The organism is Streptomyces sp. NPDC036764 (assembly GCF_055609385.1).
In genome coordinates this window covers 1009882-1026059 of sequence record NZ_JBVJPT010000001.1, presented here as the reverse complement: position 1 = coordinate 1026059, position 16178 = coordinate 1009882, and the positions used below count along the sequence as shown (strand labels likewise).

Annotated in this window: 14 protein-coding genes; 5 read left to right on the top strand and 9 right to left on the bottom strand. The window is 71.3% G+C overall.

Annotated elements, in window-relative coordinates; genetic code table 11:
• Positions 1 to 54 precede the first annotated feature (54 nt).
• From ACZ69Q_RS04380 to ACZ69Q_RS04365, 4 genes are all read right to left on the bottom strand, one after another.
• Positions 55 to 1476, bottom strand: coding sequence for an FAD/NAD(P)-dependent oxidoreductase (locus ACZ69Q_RS04380; RefSeq protein WP_471036122.1), 1422 nt, complete (start codon positions 1474 to 1476; stop codon positions 55 to 57).
• Positions 1469 to 1771: a (2Fe-2S)-binding protein gene (locus ACZ69Q_RS04375; protein WP_471036119.1), complete on the bottom strand. Its 303-nt coding sequence runs from the start codon at positions 1769 to 1771 to the stop codon at positions 1469 to 1471. The genes ACZ69Q_RS04380 and ACZ69Q_RS04375 overlap by 8 nt, the downstream gene beginning before the upstream one ends.
• On the bottom strand, positions 1768 to 2919 hold the full coding sequence (locus ACZ69Q_RS04370; RefSeq protein ID WP_471036116.1) for an NAD(P)/FAD-dependent oxidoreductase: 1152 nt from the start codon (positions 2917 to 2919) through the stop codon (positions 1768 to 1770). Before ACZ69Q_RS04370 ends, ACZ69Q_RS04375 begins: the two co-directional genes overlap by 4 nt.
• Positions 2920 to 3162: 243 nt before the next feature.
• Complete coding sequence (locus ACZ69Q_RS04365; protein ID WP_471036113.1) at positions 3163 to 3825, bottom strand: MmyB family transcriptional regulator; 663 nt, start codon at positions 3823 to 3825, stop codon at positions 3163 to 3165.
• A 224-nt stretch (positions 3826 to 4049) separates the two neighbouring features.
• On the opposite strand from ACZ69Q_RS04365, the gene ACZ69Q_RS04360 reads away from it, so the two are divergent.
• Together ACZ69Q_RS04360 and ACZ69Q_RS04355 are read left to right on the top strand one after the other, a co-directional pair.
• Entirely contained in the window at positions 4050 to 4700 is a 651-nt protein-coding gene (locus ACZ69Q_RS04360) for a helix-turn-helix domain-containing protein (protein WP_471040053.1), read from the top strand.
• A 38-nt stretch (positions 4701 to 4738) separates the two neighbouring features.
• The gene (locus ACZ69Q_RS04355; RefSeq protein ID WP_471040050.1) at positions 4739 to 5263 is read left to right on the top strand and encodes a toxin-antitoxin system, toxin component; all 525 of its coding nucleotides are present in this window, start codon (positions 4739 to 4741) and stop codon (positions 5261 to 5263) included.
• A gap of 28 nt (positions 5264 to 5291) precedes the next feature.
• Here ACZ69Q_RS04355 and ACZ69Q_RS04350 read toward each other — a convergent pair whose 3' ends face one another.
• A complete protein-coding gene (locus tag ACZ69Q_RS04350) occupies positions 5292 to 6335 on the bottom strand; it encodes an alpha/beta fold hydrolase (RefSeq protein ID WP_471036111.1) in 1044 nt (347 codons plus the stop codon).
• A gap of 229 nt (positions 6336 to 6564) precedes the next feature.
• Here ACZ69Q_RS04350 and ACZ69Q_RS04345 point away from each other — a divergent pair, with 229 nt between their 5' ends.
• Positions 6565 to 6795 carry a hypothetical protein gene (locus tag ACZ69Q_RS04345; RefSeq protein WP_471036108.1) on the top strand — a complete coding sequence of 77 codons (231 nt, stop codon included), beginning with the start codon at positions 6565 to 6567 and terminating at the stop codon, positions 6793 to 6795.
• Positions 6796 to 6819: 24 nt separating this feature from the next.
• Here ACZ69Q_RS04345 and ACZ69Q_RS04340 read toward each other — a convergent pair whose 3' ends face one another.
• Together ACZ69Q_RS04340 and ACZ69Q_RS04335 are read right to left on the bottom strand one after the other, a co-directional pair.
• A complete protein-coding gene (locus ACZ69Q_RS04340; protein ID WP_471036105.1) occupies positions 6820 to 7500 on the bottom strand; it encodes a 4'-phosphopantetheinyl transferase family protein in 681 nt (226 codons plus the stop codon).
• Positions 7497 to 8357: a metallophosphoesterase family protein gene (locus ACZ69Q_RS04335; RefSeq protein ID WP_471036103.1), complete on the bottom strand. Its 861-nt coding sequence runs from the start codon at positions 8355 to 8357 to the stop codon at positions 7497 to 7499. The genes ACZ69Q_RS04340 and ACZ69Q_RS04335 overlap by 4 nt, the downstream gene beginning before the upstream one ends.
• A 309-nt stretch (positions 8358 to 8666) precedes the next feature.
• On the opposite strand from ACZ69Q_RS04335, the gene ACZ69Q_RS04330 reads away from it, so the two are divergent.
• Together ACZ69Q_RS04330 and ACZ69Q_RS04325 are read left to right on the top strand one after the other, a co-directional pair.
• The gene (locus tag ACZ69Q_RS04330) at positions 8667 to 9806 is read left to right on the top strand and encodes an ATP-grasp domain-containing protein (protein ID WP_471036099.1); all 1140 of its coding nucleotides are present in this window, start codon (positions 8667 to 8669) and stop codon (positions 9804 to 9806) included.
• 152 nt (positions 9807 to 9958) lie between these two features.
• Complete coding sequence (locus tag ACZ69Q_RS04325) at positions 9959 to 11641, top strand: carbohydrate binding domain-containing protein (protein ID WP_471036096.1); 1683 nt, start codon at positions 9959 to 9961, stop codon at positions 11639 to 11641.
• A gap of 215 nt (positions 11642 to 11856) precedes the next feature.
• Here ACZ69Q_RS04325 and ACZ69Q_RS04320 read toward each other — a convergent pair whose 3' ends face one another.
• Positions 11857 to 13107, bottom strand: a complete 1251-nt coding sequence (locus tag ACZ69Q_RS04320) for an alpha-L-fucosidase (protein WP_471036091.1) — start codon at positions 13105 to 13107, stop codon at positions 11857 to 11859.
• Positions 13107 to 16154, bottom strand: coding sequence for an alpha-mannosidase (locus ACZ69Q_RS04315; protein WP_471036087.1), 3048 nt, complete (start codon positions 16152 to 16154; stop codon positions 13107 to 13109). The genes ACZ69Q_RS04320 and ACZ69Q_RS04315 overlap by 1 nt, the downstream gene beginning before the upstream one ends.
• Positions 16155 to 16178 lie beyond the last annotated feature (24 nt).

The following is a 16178-nucleotide window of genomic DNA, read 5'->3' as shown; positions in this document are numbered from 1 at the left end:
GTGACATTGCATTGAACTTGGGACTGCTGCCCGGGCGCCCGATGACTACGGCGCTCAGTCGTCCTCCCTCTCCCCCGCCCGCGCGAGCACGCCGAGCGGCACGGGCCGGGCGAAGGGCCTGCGCGAAGCGGCGAGTTCACAGCCCGCGAGGCCCGCGACCGCCGGCCCGCACACCCGCCCCTGGCACCATCCCATCCCGGCCCGGGTCAGCAGCTTCACGGTCCTCGCGTCCCCGGCGCCCAACTCCGCCACCGCCGCACGGATCGCACCGCCGGTGACCTCCTCGCAGCGGCAGACGACGGTGTCGTCGGTGATCCGCTCTGCCCACCGCGCCGGCGGGGCGTACACGGAGTCGAGCGCGGCGGAGAACGCACGCAGTCGGGTACGGACCTCGGCCACCGCCGCCCATCCGGCCGGGTCGGGCCGCACACCTCGCAAACAGGCGGCGACGGAACGCCCGGCGATGTGCCCTTCGGCGAGCGAGAGCGCCGCCCCTCCGACGCCGGTCGTCTCCCCCGCGGCCCACACGCCGGGCACGTCGGTGCGCTGCTCGTCGTCCACGCGTACGGCGAGTGAGTCGAGACGGCAGCCGAGCGTCTCGGCGAGATCGGTGTGCGGGAGCATCCCGTGGCCGACGGCGAGGGTGTCGCAGGGGATGCGGCGCCCGGTGCCGGGCCGGACCCTCCCGTCGACGTCGAGCGCGGCGACGGTCACGGCTTCCAGCCGCTCGGTGCCGTGCGCCTCGACGACGGTGTGCCGCGCGAGCAGCCGCACACGGTGTCGCAGCAACAGGGAGGCGTATTGCGCGCCTTCGGCGACCTTTGCGGGCTGTGCAGCCCATGCTCGGGCGCGCCGTACGAAAGCCTTCGGGTCGGCCGACTCGACGAGGGCGGCCACTGCGACGCCGGCCGCGGCGAGCCCGGTCGCCACGGGGAGCAGCAGCGGGCCGGTCCCGGCGACGACCGCGGTGCGCCCGGAGGTCGCGAGGGTGCCCTTGAGCATGGCCTGGGCGCCACCCGCCGTGACGACGCCCGGGAGGGTCCAGCCGGGGAAGGGCAGCACCTTCTCGTAGCCGCCGGTGGCGAGGAGCACGGCGTCGGCCCGCACCTCGGCAGGCTCCTGCTGTTCGGGGCCGAGCAGGGCGTGCACGGTGAAACCGCCGTCGGGCAGGCGCTCGACGAACCAGACGTGATGATCCGTCAAATGCCGTACGCGGCCTGCCTCCACGTGCCCGGCCAGCGCGTCCCGCAGCCGCTCCCACGCCCCCCACTGGTGGTGCAGGGCCTCGGGCCTGCGGGCACGAAGCCCGGCGGCCGGCTGCCGATAGAACTGGCCCCCCGCCTCGGCGGCCGAGTCGATCAGCGTGACCCGGACACCTCGGGCAGCGGCGGCGACGGTCGCGGCGAGCCCGGCGGGCCCCGCGCCGATCACGGCGAGGTGCGGGACCGCCGCCCGCTCACGGTCGCGGTCAGTCATGGTGACCCGTCCCTTCCTGGGTCCGGATCGCGTCGCCCGGGTGCAATGGCACCAGACAGGCCCGTTGGTTCGGGCGGTCGTTGACGGTGATCAGACAGTCATAGCAGACCCCGATACCGCAGAAGACGCCGCGCCGACGGCCCTCTCCCCTGGTGGTCCGCCAGGAGACGACCCCGGCCGCCCAGAGCGCGGCGGCGACCGTCTGTCCGGGCAGGGCCTGGATCTCGCGCCCGTCCAGGGTGACCGTGAAGGCCGGGCCCGGATGGGCGTCGGCGAGCTCCAGGGGGGTTTTCATACGGCCTCCTCGGCGAAGCGGTCGGGACGGAACGGCGTCAGGTCCAGCTCGGGGGTCTGCTCGGTCAGGGCCTGTGCGATCAAGTGGCCGGTGCCGGTGGCCAGTCCGATGCCGGCGCCCTCGTGGCCGCACGCGTGATACAGACCGGGCACACGGGGGTCGGGGCCGACGGCGGGCAGGTGGTCGGGCATGTACGGGCGGAAGCCGAGGTAGGCGCGCATCGCGCGGACGTCCGTCAGGAACGGGAACAGCCGCGTCGCGCCCGCCGCCAGCGCCCGTACGACGGGCAGCGAGAAGGCCCGGTCGAAGCCGACGCGTTCGCGGCTCGCGCCGATCAGGATCGGGCCCGCCGCGGTGCCCTCGACGACCGGGGAGGTCTGGAGCGCGGCCGAGTCGCTGGCGACGTCGGCCACGTAGTCGGCGGCGTAGACCTTGTGGCGGACCTTGCGCGGGAGGGGTTCGGTGACCAGGACGAAGCCCCGGCGCGGGAGGACGGGCAGCGGCACGCCCGCGAGTGCGGCGAGTTCACCGCCCCAGGTGCCGGCGGCGTTGACGACCGCCGGGGCGTGGATGTCGCCCTTGTCCGTGCGGACCCCGCGCACCGCGCCGGCCCGCGTGCGCAGTACGCCGGTCACCGTACGGCCGGTGAACAGGCGAGCGCCCGAGCCGCGGGCGAGGTGGGCGGCGGCAAGGGCGGGCATGACCTGGCAGTCCTGGGGGTAGTGGACACCGCCCGGCAGACCGGGGGCGAGGTGGGGTTCCAGGGCGTACAGGGCATCGCCCGCGACGGGTTCGGCGACGACCCCGGCGGCGCGCTGTCCGTCGGCGAACCGCTCCAGCGCCGCGAGCCCGCCCGGGGACGATGCCACGACGACACCGCCCTTCGCCTCGTACTCGACGGCCGCTGCGAACTCCCCCGCCAGCTCTGCCCACAGACGGCCGGACAGCAGGGCGAGGTCCAGTTCGGGGCCCGGTTCCTTGTCGGAGACGAGGAGGTTGCCCTCACCGGCGCCGGTGGTGCCGCCCGCCACCGGGCCACGGTCGACGATGATCACGTCCAGGCCCGCCCTGGCCGCGTACAGCGCGCAGGCCGCACCCACCATGCCGGCTCCGACGACCACGACGTCGCAGGTCAGTCGCTTGCTCACGCCAGTACTATGTCACACACCACTCAGAGACGGAATGGTCCCGACGGGCGTCGCCTCACAAAAAGCGTCGCCTCACAAAAAGCGTCGCCTCACAGAAGGCGTCCCCCATAGAAAGGGTCACCCCGCAGAAAGAGCCGCCGCCTCACCAAAAAAAGGGGAGCGCGCCGAAGGACGCCGCCGGGCCGAACCTCCCCGCGCGCTGACGGGGCGCCGCCGGCGACCTGAACGCCGACGGTGCCCCGTTCAGTTCTCGGTGGCGGGCACGACGCGCAGATGGGCGGCACCACGGCGCGCCCCTCGCGTCCGGGGCCGTTCGCGGCGCAGCTCGCGCAGCACCAGCGTCAGCCGGGTGTACCCCATCTCCTCAAGGGTCCTCGGCGTCTCGTCGACGACCCGGCACTCCGTCGCGCCCCAGCGCGGGTCGGGGTGCAGCAGCGGACGTACGGCGCCGTCCCGGGCGACGGCCTGCTCGCCGACCGCGCGGATCCAGTGCGGCAGGCCCTGCCGGTAGGCGGCCTCCATGATGGGGTCCTGGGCGATGTCACGGCGGATGGCCTGCAACCCGTGGTCGTGGCCGTGCCGCTCCACGGCGGCGGCGAAGTGGGCCAGCATCGGCAGGCACCAGCTCGACTCGTGCTCGCCGAGGACCGTGCTCGCGTCCGGGTGGAAGAGCACGAATCTGAGGAAGTTGTCGCCGGGCATCGCCGTCGGGTGCGAGCCCACACCGCGGAAAAGTGACGCGAAAGCGGTGTTCGCCAGAACGACGTCCCAGCGGTGGTCGAGCACCACGGACGGGAAGGGCACGGCTTCCACGAGGGCGGCGTAGTCCCGCAGATAGGCCTGGGCCTGTGGCCTCTCGAGGACGGGGCGCGGCACGGACCGCTCCCCACCTGCCTGATATGCCATCGGGAGGTCACCCCTCTTGCCTTTGCGGGCCTTCACGCGGCGCCCCGATCCTGCTGCCCGAGCCCGAGCCGTGTCAACTATCGTGGCATTTCATGCCTGTTGACGGCTGAAATTGGCCACAGTTGTGGCGAGACCTGGATGTGAGTTCGAACTACCCGGTAATGTCCGTCGAGTTCACGGGAAGGGCTTGTGAGGAGCCTGTGAGAGACGTAGGAGATCTGCCGGTGACGGATGGCTTCGAGGGTTCGGGCGCCACGCCGACGGTAGCGCTGCCGGCCGTCGTCGCCCGTGTCACCGCGCTCGCCGACCGGCTCGGCGTGTCGCACGCGGAGGTCTGCGACACCGGGCGGCTGTCCGTCGCCTCCGGCGTCCCGGAGCCGGTCGTCAAGGCCCTGCTGAGCGGCCGTCCCGCAGGTGAGCCCGACGTGCAGGAGCGTTTCCTCCAGCGGCTCGACCTGCTGCGCCGGACCCGGCTGAAGCCGAACGGCCGTAAGTACACCCAGCAGGAGATCGCCGACGGCGCGGGCATGTCCCGGCAGCAGGCCGGCGCCCTGATCAACGGCGACCGGCGTCCCACCATGGAACACTGCGACGCCATCCAGCGCTTCTTCCGGGTGCACGCCGGATTCCTCACCGCCGAGGACCCCGAGGCGCTCGCGGGCTCCCTCCAGCGCACCGAACAGGACCTGCTCCAGAAACTCGCCGAGCGCGAGGCGGCCCAGGCGGCCGAGGACCCGCTCGAGAAGCTCCTCCAGGACCACGGCGTGCGCGGCATAGCGTGGCGTGCCGCCCAACTGCCCACCGACCAGCACCGCGACAAGGTCGCCGAGTGGCTGGACATGCTCCTGGAGAGCGTCAAGCGACCCGAGTCGTGATCCGGGGAGACGGGAGATCTGTGGGCATCGGTAGGGAAATGCGCCGCCTGTGCGGCGAGTTGGTCGCGGAGCTGGAGCTCCCCGCGCCCGCGGCGCCCGGCATGCTGTACGGCGCGCTGTGCGACGCGATGAGCAGACGCCGCGGCCGTCCCGTCCACTTCCGTACGGCCGCCTTCCCGGCCGGCACCGCCAGCGGGCTGTGGCTCGACATGGCCGACCAGGACCTGGTCGTGATCGAGGAACGCACCGCGCCCGACCACCAGTTGGTGATCCTCGGCCACGAGCTGTGGCACATGAAGGCAGGTCACTGCACCCACAGCATCGAGGGCGCCTCCGTCGCGGCCCGGCTGCTCAGCGACGAGGCCGACCTGCGCTCCACCGTGCTGAAGGTCGCTGCCCGTAGCCGCTTCGACGAGGCCGAGGAGCAGGAGGCCGAGAGCTTCGGCCTGCTGCTGGCCAGCAGGTGCCGCACCTGGCTGGCGGACTCCTCGGTGCGGGGGCAGCGGGACCATCTGGCGGGGCGGATCGAGGCGTCGCTGGGTTATCTGGGGCCGCAGGGCTGATCGGAGGCGCGCCGGGCGGCGACCGGGATCAGGTCGCGCTGCGCTCGCTCGCCTCTCGCAGCTCCCGTTCGACCGCGCGGGAACGGGCCGTGTCCGGCTGCCCCGCCGCCGTGCCGGGCCGCCCCGCGCGTAGCGTCTCGCGCCAGTTCTCGCGGCTCCAGTCGGCGGGGGACGTGGCACTGGTGAACTCCTCGACCAGCGCCACGAAACGGGCCGGGTCGGTGTGGAACGGGAAGTGGCCCGCCCCCTCGAAGATCTCCAGCCGGCTGCCGGGCATCGCCTCGTGCGCACCGTAGGCGTGCCGCACCGGCACCACGCTGTCCCGGTCGCCCCACAGCAGCATGGTCGGCATGCCCTCGGTCAGATAACAGCGGTCCAGCATGGTGACCACCTGTCCGCGCCAGTCGACCACCGCTCGAAGAGTACGGACGAACGCGTTGCGCGAGGTCTCGTCGGGCAGGGCGTCGACGAGGGTCAGCAGTTCCGGCGCGTCCTGCCCGAGATCGGTGTCGAGGAGCTTCATCAGCCGTACCGCCAGCCCCACTTGCAGCTTCATACCCGGCAGCCGCAGTGTCGACAGAAGCAGATGCGCGCCGGGCAGCGACACCAGCCGCAGCACCGGATTGACCTCGCGGCCCACGCCGCCCGCGCTGACCAGGATCAGCCGCTCGGTGCGCTCGGGGAACTGGTAGGCGAACTGCATCGCCACGCCCCCGCCCAGCGAGTGCCCGACCAGGGTCGCCGACTCGACACCGAGCGTGGTGAGCAGGTCGCGCACGCCGTTCGCGTACGCGGCGACCGAGTAGTCGGCGCGCGGCTTGTCCGAGGCGCCGTGGCCGAGCAGGTCGGGGGCGATCACGGTGTGCGTCCGGGCGAGGTCGGGGATCAGCTCGGCCCAGGTGTCGGAGGAGTCTCCTATGCCGTGGATCAGCACCAGGACCGGCCCCTCGCCGGCCATGCGGAAGGCACGCCGGTAGCCGTGCACGACGCGGTACTGCAACGCGAGTTCCCTGTCGCCCACCGAACGCAGCCGTACGGCGCGCGCAGCGCGCCGCCCCTGGACGTCGGCCATGCGCCCACCTCCGTTCGTGCCGCATCGCCCCGGCCGCGCGCGCGGCCGAAAGCCCTTCCTCTCAGCGTAGGACGCCTTTCCCACCAGGGATTTCGGGGAGGTTTCGCCTCCGCTAAGCGGGCGAACGCCGATGTGGACGGGCCCGATTGTCAGTGGTGGACGGCAAGCTGGTGGTGCGCCCTCATGTGCGGGCGTGACGCGACGACGCCGACTTGGGGAGAGCCGACCGATGCCCACTGCCGTACTGACCGATCGCGAGCGCACCGCCGTCCAGGCCTACCTGCGGCTGTTGCACACCGTACGAGCCGCGTTCGACGGTCCGCCCGGGAAGGGCCGGCCACCCATGGTGCCGCCCGCCGTGCTCGCCGAGGCGGAACAGGCTCTGGCGGCCGCGGGTCTGACGGGCAACGAGGAGGCGTTCTTCCGGCTGCTGACGAGCTGGTGCCCGGCGGAGCCCTAGCGGGTCGCGGCGCCTGGCGGGGGCTCAGGTGTGGGGCACGCTGACCGCGGTCGCCACCAGCCCCCGCTGGACGGTCCACCGGCCCTCGAAGACGTCGATCCGGCGCTCGCCCACCAGCGGGCCCGGCACGAGGAGCCGTGCGCGCAGTCCGCCGCTGTGCCGCTCACCGGGATCGGCGAAGACGTCGATGTCGGCCTCGGTGAAGTCCAGCCACTTGCCGGTGAGGGGAAACCACGCCTTGTAGACGGACTCCTTGGCGCTGAACAGGAGCCGGTCCCAGTGGACATCCGGGTGGTCGCCGGCCAGCCTGCGCAGCCGGTCCGACTCGGCGGGCAGCGCGACGGCGGGCAGTACGCCCTCCGGGAGCGTCCGGTGGGGTTCGGCGTCGATGCCGAGGGAGGCCAGATCGGCGGCGCGGACCAGGGCTGCGGCGCCGTAGCCGTCGCAGTGGGTCATGCTGCCGACCAGACCGGCCGGCCAGCCGGGGGCGCCGCGTTCACCGGGCAGGATCGGCTGCGGGGGCACGCCGAGCTTCTCCATGGCGCGACGCGCGCAGGAGCGTACGACGGCGAACTCCCGGCGGCGCTTGTCGACCGCCTTGGCGACGACGGCCTCCTCCTCGGGGTACAGGGCCGCGCCCGCGTGCTCGCCGTTGCCGTACGCCTCGACGGTGACCACCGGGTCCGGCAGCAGTTCCTCGATCAACGGGCCGTGCCCTCCTTCGGCAGAATGCGACGCAGACGGCCCGGCGGGTCCGGTCTCTTGCGCCACTCGCGGGGGTACCCCACCGACACCTCCTCGAAGCGGACGCCCTCGTGCCAGGTGGTCCGCGGGATGTGGAGGTGGCCGTAGACCATGGTCTCGACGCGGAACCTGCGGTGCCAGTCGGCGGTCAGCCGGGTGCCGCACCACATCGCGAACTCGGGGTACCACAGCACGTTCGTGGGATGCCGGTCCAGCGGGTAGTGGTTGACGAGGACGGTGGGCAGGTCCTCGGGCAGCGCGGCGAGCCGGCGTTCGGTCTCGGCGACCCGGGCCTCGCACCAGGCCTCGCGGGTCGGGTAGGGGTCGGGGTGCAGCAGGTACTCGTCGTTGCACACGATCCCGGTGCCGTGCGCGTACTTCAGCCCCTCCTCCTTGGTCGCGCAGCCGGAGGGCAGGAAGGAGTAGTCGTACAGCAGGAACAGCGGCGCCACCGCGGCCGGGCCACCGGGTCCCTCCCAGACGGGGTAGGGGTCCTCGGGGGTCGTCACACCGAGTTCGCGGCACACCTCGACCAGGTGCTCGTAGCGCTCGACGCCGCGCAGGGTGACCGAGTCCTTCGGGTGGGTCCACAGCTCGTGGTTGCCGGGTGCCCAGACGACCTTGCCGAAGCGGTCCGCGAGCGTCTTCAGGGCCCAGCGGATGTCGGCGACGGTCTCCGCCACGTCGCCGGCGACGAGCAGCCAGTCGTCGTCCGAGTCGGGGCGCATCTTCTCCACGAGGGCGCGGTTCTCCTCGTATCCGATGTGCAGGTCGCTGATGGCCAGCAGCTTTCCGGCACCGCGGGCCGTCGACGTCACCTTCGCCCCTTCCGATCACACGGAACGATCACTCGAACAGGACCACCAGAACACAGAGTGCCCCACGGGTACAAGGTCGGATCACGTCGTCACCGTCAGGAGTACCTCGGGTGTTCCGGACGGTCAGGAGGCATCCGCAATTCCGTAACACGTACGTTGCACGCGGCCCCCCTTGAAACCCGTATGATCGCCCCAACACCACCGCCGTGAACGTCCCTTCGCAAGGGGCGGTTTGGTGTCCCTCCAACCACCCTGCCCGGGCACGGGCCTGCTTCGGCGTGCCCGCGAACCCCGAAAGGACGGCCCTGCATGGTCTCTCGCGTACGCGTCTGGCTCAACCGCACGTACGCGGAGAACGTGTTCTTCATGGATCAGCTCCGGCGAAATCCCAGCGATCGGGCCGTGGAGATCCATGCGACGCACGGGGACGCCGACTCGCCCGTGCTGGCCGCCGCCGACACCGCCGAGCTGGAGCCGGAGGGCCTGTCCCCGGCCGGGTACGTGGAGTACGCCCTCGCCCAGTGCCGGCGCCGCGGCATCGACGTGTTCGTGCCCCGGCTGCACCAGTCGGCGATCGTGGCGCACCGCGCGGAGTTCGAGGCGGTCGGTACGGCGCTGCTCGCGCCGCCGCCGGAGGCCGTGGCCGTCTTCCAGGACAAGGTGATCGCGTACGAGGCCGTGCAGGCCGTCGGGGTGCCGGTGCCCCCGTGGTGGCGGGTGCGCAACGCCGACGAACTCGTCGCCGCCGTAGAGGAGTTGGAAGAGGCCGGGCACAAGGCCTGCTTCAAGCCGGCGTCCGGCGCGGGCGGGGTGGGCTTCCGGGTGATCACGCGATCCCCGTTCTCGTTGATGCACCTGAGCGGGTTCCCGACCCCCTATGTGCAGCTTGACCTGGTGGTGGACGCCCTGCGGCGGACCGACGAGCCGGTGGACTGGCTGGTGATGCCGCGGCTGGAGCAGCCGGAGGTGTCGGTGGACTGCCTGACCGGGCCGGACAACCGGGTGCGGCTGGCGATCGGACGCAGCAAGAGCGGGCGCCGGCGTGGGTTCACGCTCCAGGAGCAGTGGCTGGAGCCGGCGCGGCTGATCGCGGAAGGCTTCGGGCTGCACTACCTGTCGAACATCCAGTTCCGGATGTTCGGGGACACGCCGGTGCTGATGGATGTCAACACGCGCCCTGCGGGCGGGTTGCACCAGCTCTCGCTGTGCGGCGTCAATGTGCCTTGGCTGGCTGTGCAGTTGGCGCTCGGCGAGGACCCGGGCGAGGTCGTTCCGCCGTTCCTGGGGCAGGACTACACGGTCGTCTCGGGGCCGCGGCAGCTCAGGCCGGTGTCCATTCCGCAGCAGCGTGCGGCGGAGGAGACGGAGCCGTTGCTGCCTGCCGTACCGGCGCCCACGCCGGTCGAATCGGTCGAGAAGAGCGGGGCGGCTCAGGTACTGCCGCTCTAGCTGTTCTGCCGCTCATCACACCTTCGGTATGGACCAATCCCTGTGTCAGAGCTTGACACCGGAATTGGTCCATACCAACTTGGTCTGCGCACCTCTCTGCACATCTCTGCATCTGTGCACTCCCGAACACCCCACTTTCCCAGGGAGATCACGTGCGCAACCAACCCCTCAGACGTCTGAGACGTCGACTTCTGGCACTGCTCGGCTCCACCGCTCTCGCGATCACCGGAGCCGTCGCCCTTCCCGGTACGGCCCAAGCGGCCAACGTCCTGTCCAACGCCGGCTTCGAGTCGGGAGGGCTCTCCCCGTGGAGCTGCACCGGCAACCTCGGGTCGGTCGTCTCCTCGCCCGTGCACGGCGGGTCCAGAGCCCTTGCGGGGGCGGTCAGTTCGAGTGACATCGCCAAGTGCGGCCAGACCGTCGCGGTGCAGCCGAACACCGCCTACACCCTCAGCGGCTGGGTGCGCGGGTCCTACGTCTACCTCGGTGTGGACGGCGGCGCCTCCACCTGGACGTCGTCGCCGTCGGCGTACAGCCGGCTGTCGCTGTCCTTCACGACCGGCGCCTCCCAGACCAGCGCCCAGGTGTATGTGCACGGCTGGTACGCCCAGGGCACCTACTACGCCGACGACATCAGCCTCGACGGGCCGGGCGGCGGCTCCGACAGCCAGGCGCCGAGCGTGCCGGGCAGTCTGCGGTCCACCGGCAAGACCTCGTCCAGCGTGTCGCTGGCGTGGAACGCCTCGACGGACAATGTCGGGGTGACCGGGTACGACGTCTTCCGCGGCTCCACCCAGGTGCTCAGCGTCTCCGGTACGAGCGCCACGGTCAGCGGGCTGTCGCCCAGCACGGGCTACACGTTCACGGTGAAGGCACGGGACGCGGCCGGGAACGTGTCGGCCGCCTCCAATGCCGTCTCCGTCACGACGGACGCGGGCGGCGGTGGCGGTACCGGCTTCAAGCAGGCCGCGCCGTATCTGTACCTGGGCTGGGGCGATCCGCCGAGCGCGACCTCGGTGATGAGCTCGACCGGGATCAAGTGGTACACGATGGCGTTCATCCTCTCCTCCGGCGGCTGCAACCCCGCCTGGGACGGGTCACGGCCGCTGACCGGCGGCAACGACCAGAGCGTGATCAACTCCATCCGGTCCGCGGGCGGTGACATCGTGCCGTCGATCGGCGGCTGGAGCGGCAACAAGCTCGGGCCGAACTGCTCCAGCGCCGAGGCGCTGGCGGGGGCGTACCAGAAGGTCATCGACGCCTACGGGCTGAAGGCGATCGACGTCGACATCGAGAACACCGACGAGTTCGAGAACGCGACCGTGCAGGACCGGATCCTGAACGCCCTGAAGATCGTCAAGGCGAACAACCCGGGCCTGCGGACCATCCTGACCTTCGGCACCTCCACGACCGGCCCGACGTACTGGGGCAACCGGCTCATCGAGCAGGCCAAGGCGCTGAACGCGGACATCGACGTCTTCACGATCATGCCGTTCGACTTCGGCGGCGGCGCCGACATGTACGGCAACACCGTGAACGCCTCGGAGGGGCTGAAGAACAAGCTGAAGTCCACCTTCGGGTGGGACGACGCCACGGCCTACGCCCACATCGGCATCTCCGGCATGAACGGCCTGTCCGACCAGCAGGAGCTCACCTCGCCCGCGACCTGGACGCAGATCCGGGACTGGGCGAACTCCCATCACATCGCCCGCCTCGCGTTCTGGTCGGTCAACCGCGACCGGCCGTGCCCCGGCGGCGGCGTGACGAGCAACTGCTCCGGGATCAGCCAGAGCAACTGGCAGTTCACCTCGATCACGGCCGGGTTCACCGGCTGAGGCCCCGGTCGCCCTCCCGGGAAAGTTTTTTCCCGGGAGGGTGTATCAGGGCGCCGACGCCGTGCTCATAAGAGTGAAAGGCAACGGGGGAACAACGGGGGACCGAGGGAACACGGGGGAAGCACCACCACGGGGGAAGCACGGGGGATTCGGGCCGGCCGACCGCTGTCACGGGGCGGCGGCCGACCGGCCCGAATGAACCGCAGCGTGGTGGGTCAGAAGCGGCCCGAGCCCCGGTACAGCTCCAGCTCCCCGTCCAGCTCGACCGCGAGCACCGTGGCGTGCGGGTCGAGGTCCGCCCCGGCGGGCGGTTCGATCCAGAGCACCCCGGGTGTCTCGTGCAGACCGCCGGTGACCCGATGGGCCAGTTCCCGGCCGCTGCCGAGCACCGTGACCCGCCGTACCCCGCCGAGCAGCCCGCGTACGTTGATCTCGGCGCGCGGGGCGTCGAACAGCATCAGGTACAGGGTGCGACGGTCCTTGGAGAGGGTGCTGGGGCCGTAGTGGTGCCCGGCCGGCAGGCCGCGTCCGGTGCCGTATACCGCCTCCGCGTGCTTGGCGATCCAGTCGCCGAGCCCCTCCAGCTTCTCGGCCTGTTCGGCCGGGATCATGCCGTCCTCACGCGGGCCCACACTCAACAGCAGATTGCCGCCTCCGCCGATCGTCTCGGTGAAGTAGCGGATGAGCTGGTCGACCGACTTGTGGTTGTGGTCGTGGTGCTGATGGCCCCAGGAGTCGTTGATCGTCAGGCACAGCTCCCAGGGGCCGTCGGGCGGGACGACCGGGGCGCCCTGCTCGGGCGTGGCGTAGTCGCCCTCGCTGAGCATGCGGGCGTTGAAAACGACGTCCGGCACCTCGGAGCGGATCAGTGCGGCCAGCTCCGGGATGCGCCACTGCTCCTCGCTGCGGTCCCACTCGCCGTCGAACCACATCAGGTCCGGCTTGTAGCGGGACGCCAACTCCCGTATCTGGCCGTCCCGGTAGCCGAGGAAGCGTTCCCAGGCGGCAAGGTCCTCGTCCTCGGCGGCGACCTCGGAGTACCGGTTGTCCTCCAGCTCCGGCGGGCGGCCGGGCTTGCGGGTGGAGGCGTAGTCGGGGTGGCTCCAGTCCGAGTGGGAGTAGTACAGGCCGACCTTGAGGCCCTGCTCGCGCAGGGCGTCGGCGTAGCCGGCGATCAGGTCGCGACCCACGTTCAGATCGCCGTGGGCCGTGTCCCACAGGGCGACGCCGTCGTGGTGGCGGCTGGTCAGGACGGCGTACCTGGCGCCGGCCCGCGCGAAGAGCTTCGCCCAGTCGCGCGGTTCGTAGCGGGCGGCGGTGAACCGGTCGAACTGGGACATGTACCGGTCGTACGGGACGATGTCGTCGTAGAACGACCAGGACTCCTGGACGCCGTCGACGGCGTAGATGCCCCAGTGGATGAAGATCCCCAACTTGGCGTCGGTGAACCAGGGTTGCATCGCCATCAGTGCACCTCGGCGCGCTGGAGGCGAAGGGTCAGCACCTGGAAGGGGCGCAGCGAGACCGGTACTCCGCCGTCGACCTCGGCGACCTCCAGCGGGCGCTCCAGGAGGTCGGTGATCTGCGCACCGGCCAGCGGGAACCCGGTGCGCACCACGCCCTGTGCCCTGCCGCCCCGCGACTCGTAGAGGCGTACGACGACGTCGCCGGACTGGTCGTCGGCCAGCTTGACCGCCTCGACGGTCACACCGTCGCCGTCCACCGAGACGACCGGCTCGGGCGCGCCGGCGGCGTCCGCCACGCGCAGCGGGAGGTTGAGGGCGTAGCCCTCGGCGACGGCGTCCTCGATGCTCGCGCCGGGCAGCAGCGAGTAGGTGAAGCGGTGCATGCCCTGGTCGGCCTCGGGGTCCGGGACGCGCGGGGCGCGCACCAGGCTGAGGCTGACCCGGGTCGTCGTACCGCCGTCCTCGCGGACCGTGCGGGTCACGTCGTGGCCGTACGTCGAGTCGTTGATGACGGCGACGCCGTAGCCGGGCTCGGCGATGTGCACCCAGCGGTGGCCGGAGACCTCGAAGCGGGCCGCCTCCCAGCTCGTGTTGGTGTGGGTGGGCCGCTGGATGTGACCGAACTGGATCTCGGCGGACGAGTGCGGGGCGCGGATGTCGACCGGGAAGCCCGCCTTGAGGATCTTCTCGGCCTCGTGCCAGTCGATCTCGGTCTCGAAGTCGATCCGGGGGCTGCCGGCGCGCAGGGTGATCGTCTGGGTGAGCTTGGAGCCCTTGCCGAAGGCGCGGGTGACCCGGATCGCGCCGATGAGCGGATCGTCCTCGACGACGGTCAGGGACTCCGCCTCCAGCAGGTCCTTGTAGCGGTTGCGGTAGTGCTTGTCGATGTCCCAGGCGTCCCAGTAGTTGGGCAGGTCCGTGTGCAGGCGGAGCAGGTTGCCCTGGTCGGCGAGGACTTCTCGGTTCGCCCGCAGGTCGAACACGGACGACAGGGTGCCGTCCTCGGCGACCTCGACGCGGACCAGGCCGTTGTCGAGGACACGGCCGGTGACGGACACCGGCTGCGCGGGCTCCTGCGACGCGAGGGGCGCGCTGCCGCTCGCGGGCACCGTGACATACGCCGGTGCGCCCTCGGCCGTACGGACCACCTCGGCGCGCTCGAACGGGCTCGTGTTGAAGACGCGGGCCTGCCCCCCGCCCAGCGCCGCGACCGCCTCGGCCGTCAGCGTCTCCAACTCCTCGGCGACGCGGGCGTATTCGGCCTCCGCCTCGCGGTGCACCCAGGCGATCGAGGAGCCCGGCAGGATGTCGTGGAACTGGTGCAGCAGGACCGTCTTCCAGAGGCGGTCGAGCTTCTCGTACGGGTAGCTGTAGCCCGGCGCGTGCAGCGCGGCCGTCGTCGCCCACAACTCGGCCTCGCGCAGCTTGTGTTCGCTGCGTCGGTTGCCCTGCTTGGTGCGGGCCTGGGAGGTGTAGGTGGCGCGGTGCAGCTCCAGGTAGAGCTCGCCGTTCCAGACGGGGGCGTCCTCGTACTCGGCGCGGGCCTTGGCGAAGAACTCGTCCGGGTGCTCCACGACGACCTTGGGCGAGCCCTCCAGGTCGGCGAGCCGGCGCGCCCGCTCCATGATCTCGCGGGTGGGACCGCCGCCGCCGTCGCCCCAGCCGAAGGGCGCGAGGGAGCGCGTACCGCCGCCCTTCTCGGAGTAGTTGCGGACCGCGCGGTCCATCTCCTCGCCGCTGAAGCGGGCGTTGTAGGTGTCGATGGGCGGGAAGTGGGTGAAGATGCGGGTGCCGTCGATGCCCTCCCACCAGAAGGTGTGGTGGGGGAACTTGTTGGTCTGGTTCCAGGAGATCTTCTGGGTCAGGAACCACTCGTTGCCGGCGAGCTTGGCGAGCTGCGGGTAGGCGGCCGTGTAGCCGAAGGAGTCCGGCAGCCAGACGCCCTTGGTCTCGACGCCGAAGTGCTCGATGAAGAACCGCTTGCCGTGGATGAGCTGGCGGGCGATGGCCTCGCCGCCGGGCAGGTTGCCGTCGGCCTCGACCCACATGCCGCCGACCGGCGCCCACTGGCCCTTCTTCACCGACTCCTGGATCCGGGCCCACACGTGCGGGTAGTTGTCGCGCACCCACTCGTACTGCTGGGCCTGCGAGCAGGCGAAGATGAAGTCGTCGTACTCGTCCGCGAGGGACGTGACGTTGGAGAAGGTGCGGGACGTCTTGCGCTTGGTCTCGCGGATCGGCCACAGCCAGGCGGAGTCGATGTGCGCGTGGCCCACACCGGACACGACATGGGCGCTCGCGTGGGCGGGCTTGGCCAGGACGGGGGCGAGGACCTCGCGTACGGCCGCGGCGCTGCCGGAGATGTCGTCCAGGTCGAGGACGTCCATGGCCCGGTCGAGGGCGTGCATGATCTCGTGCCGGCGGGGCTCGTGCTCGCCGAGGTGGACCATGAGTTCGCGCAGCACCTGAAGGTCCAGGTCGAGGTGCCAGACCTCCTCGTCCAGGACGGCGATGTCGGCGCGCTGGAAGGTGTAGAGGGGCTTGTCGCCGGCCGTCAGCACGTCGCCGAGCGGGGTCGGGACCGCGAAGTCGTTCGCCAGGATGTCCGGGTTGGAGGCGGCCTCGACGAGGTAGTCGATCTTCTCGCCGCCCGCGACCGGGTTGCCGATCGGCACGTACTGGTTGAGCGGGTTGACCGCCTTCAGCGGGCGGCCGTCGGCGAGGTGGACCAGGGCCTCGGCCTGGTTGCCGGGCCAGTCCCCCACGAAGCCGAGGTCGATGACCGCCTCGACGCGTCGTCCGGCCCACTCGGCGGGCACCTGTCCGCGCATCCGGAACCAGGTGGTGCCCCAGGGCGGTCCCCAAGGAGTGTCCATCGCGAAGGGCTGGTACCGGGCGGCCGCGGCCTCCTCGAAGGAGACCGGCTCGCCCGGCGCCTGCCAGGCCTCGACCTCGAAGGGAACGGTGGCCGAGTAGATCGCGGGCTTGATGCGCTGGTTGTGGACGCGCTCGACGCGTTCCTCGATCCGGCGGCGTTCGTCGTGCATCAGGGTCTCCAGGGAGGGAGAGAA

Coding starts and splice junctions, on each gene's coding strand:
- ACZ69Q_RS04365 (WP_471036113.1), bottom strand. CDS start 3,825: ATGGCATATCAGGCAGGTGGGGAGCGGTCCGTGCCGCGCCCCGTCCTC.
- ACZ69Q_RS04350 (WP_471036111.1), bottom strand. CDS start 6,335: ATGGCCGACGTCCAGGGGCGGCGCGCTGCGCGCGCCGTACGGCTGCGT.
- ACZ69Q_RS04320 (WP_471036091.1), bottom strand. CDS start 13,107: ATGGCGATGCAACCCTGGTTCACCGACGCCAAGTTGGGGATCTTCATC.
- ACZ69Q_RS04375 (WP_471036119.1), bottom strand. CDS start 1,771: ATGAAAACCCCCCTGGAGCTCGCCGACGCCCATCCGGGCCCGGCCTTC.
- ACZ69Q_RS04355 (WP_471040050.1), top strand. CDS start 4,739: ATGCGCCGCCTGTGCGGCGAGTTGGTCGCGGAGCTGGAGCTCCCCGCG.
- ACZ69Q_RS04330 (WP_471036099.1), top strand. CDS start 8,667: ATGGTCTCTCGCGTACGCGTCTGGCTCAACCGCACGTACGCGGAGAAC.
- ACZ69Q_RS04380 (WP_471036122.1), bottom strand. CDS start 1,476: ATGACTGACCGCGACCGTGAGCGGGCGGCGGTCCCGCACCTCGCCGTG.
- ACZ69Q_RS04345 (WP_471036108.1), top strand. CDS start 6,565: ATGCCCACTGCCGTACTGACCGATCGCGAGCGCACCGCCGTCCAGGCC.
- ACZ69Q_RS04315 (WP_471036087.1), bottom strand. CDS start 16,154: ATGCACGACGAACGCCGCCGGATCGAGGAACGCGTCGAGCGCGTCCAC.